Raw genomic sequence first — 2,559 nt, 5'->3', positions numbered from 1 at the left:
TTCCTATTCGGTGTATTAAGCTATTTAACCTTACTTGCAACGCGTCATACACATAATTGATCAAAAAAGGTACGAGCTCTGAGCTCGTACCTTTTTTGATCAGCTTTCTAATTCAATTAATAAATCTCCCGGCTGAATGCCATCTCCACTCGACACGTGTACTTGTTTAATCACGCCGTCAAATGGTGCTTGCACGGTTGTTTCCATTTTCATTGCTTCTGTGATCATTAAGTGATCACCTTTTGAGACTTTATCGCCTTTTTCTACTACTACTCGAATAACGGTTCCAGGCATTGAAGCGCCGATGTGGGCCGGATTTGCTTGATCGGCTTTTTGTTTTGCCGTAACGGTTGTTTTAACACTTTCGTCTTTAATCACGACTTCACGAGGCTGGCCGTTCAATTCAAAGTATACTGCTCGCGTACCGTCTGCCTGCGGTTCTCCAATGGATACAAGGCGAACAATTAAGGTTTTTCCTTTTTCAATCTCAATTTCAACCTCTTCTCCTAAACGCATGCCGTATAGGAAAGTCGGGGTATCAAGAACAGAAATGTCCCCGTATTGTTCGACTGCTTTGTGATAATCCATAAATACTTTTGGATACAGCGCATAAGCAATGGCATCAAAACTCGTTACTTGACGATTTAAGTCTTTAAACAGCTTTTCTTTCACTGCATCAAAGTCCACATCTTCTAACAGTTCTCCAGGACGAACTGTAATAGGTTTTCTGCCTTTTAGAATGATGCGCTGAAGCTCTTTAGGGAATCCCCCGTGAGGCTGTCCTAAATACCCTTCAAACAATTCAATAACTGAATCCGGGAAGTCAAGCGTTTCACCGCGCTCAAATAGCGTTTCTTCTGTCAAGTTGTTTTGAACCATAAACAATGCCATATCTCCAACTACTTTTGATGATGGCGTAACTTTTACAATATCACCAAATAACAAATTCACGCGTGAATACATATCTTTTACTTCATCCCAGCGGTTTCCTAAACCAACTGCTTTTGCTTGTTGCTGTAAGTTGCTATATTGACCGCCTGGCATTTCATGCACATATACTTCTGTATGAGGAGCGTTCATGCCGCTTTCGAAGTCTTGGTAATATTTTCGCACGTCTTCCCAATAGTAAGAAAGCTCTTCTAGATTTTTAATATCTAGATTTGGTCTGCGGTCCGCACCTTCTAATGCGTAATAAAGAGAGTTAGCACTTGGCTGAGACGTTAAGCCTGCCATTGAGCTTACGGCTACGTCTACAATGTCTACACCTGCTTCAATTGCTTTTGCATACGTGTATACACCGTTTCCGCTTGTATCATGCGTATGAAGGTGGATTGGAATATCAACCGTTTCTTTTAGAGCCGATACTAAATCATAAGCTGCCTGTGGTTTTAAAAGACCCGCCATATCTTTAATGCCCAGGATATGTGCTCCAGACTGCTCAAGCTCTTTTGCTAAGTTCTTGTAGTAATCCAAATCATACTTACGGCGCGTCGGATCTAAAATATCACCTGTATAACACATTGCTGCTTCTGCAATCTTTCCTGTTTGACGAACGGAGTCAATTGCAAGAGTCATTCCTTGCACCCAGTTTAAGCTGTCAAAGATACGGAAAACATCAATACCTGCATAAGCTGATTTTTCAACAAATTCTTTAATTACATTATCAGGATAGTTTTTATATCCAACCGCATTTGACGCGCGAAGAAGCATTTGGAAAAGAACGTTTGGCGCTTGTTGACGTAAAGTAAGCAAGCGATCCCACGGATCTTCTTTTAAGAATCGATAAGCGACATCAAACGTTGCTCCCCCCCACATTTCCATAGAAAATAAATCTGGAAGCAAGCGTGCAGTTGGGTTAGCTACTTGTTTTAAGTCGTTTGTACGAATACGCGTTGCTAAAAGAGACTGATGGCCATCACGGAAGGTTGTATCCGTTAATAGCACTTCCTTGCGTTCTTTCACCCAATTTACTAGCCCTTCAGCGCCTTTTTCATCTAAAATCTGCTTTGTTCCGTTTTGAATTGGTTTGCTTATATCCACACTAGGAACGCGCGGTTTTGTAAAGATTGGCTTTTTCTTTTCCGATACACCTGGGAATCCGTTTACCGTAACATTCCCAATGTATGTAAGCATTTTAGTTCCGCGGTCTTTTCGCTTCGGGAAAACAAAAAGTTCAGGCGTTGTATCAATAAATGATGTATCATAAGCACCTGTTAAGAACTTATCATGCTTCACTACATTTTCAAGGAACGGAATATTGGTTTTAATTCCACGAATACGGAATTCTTTTAAGTTCCGTACCATTTTTGATGCGGCTTGATCGAATGTTAATGCCCATGTTGTTACTTTTACTAACAGTGAATCATAATAAGGCGTAATTACAGCACCTTGGAAACTGTTTCCCGTATCTAAACGTACGCCAAAACCGCCACCAGAACGATAAGCCATAATCTTACCCGTATCCGGCATAAAATTGTTTAACGGATCTTCTGTCGTTACACGAGATTGAATCGCATATCCATGTACGTGAATTTGATCTTGTACAGGAATGGATACTTC

Annotated in this window: 1 protein-coding gene; it reads right to left on the bottom strand. The window is 40.9% G+C overall.

The features are described from left to right. Nucleotides 1–99 precede the first annotated feature (99 nt). Nucleotides 100–2,559, bottom strand: a 2,460-nt coding sequence (gene pyc, locus AC1DRF_RS22760) for a pyruvate carboxylase (protein ID WP_477741758.1), incomplete at its 5' end; no start/stop codon positions are given.

The organism is Priestia sp. P5_B4 (assembly GCF_056400385.1).
Note: the sequence above shows the minus strand (reverse complement) of the source record. Positions and strands in the feature narration are given on the sequence as shown.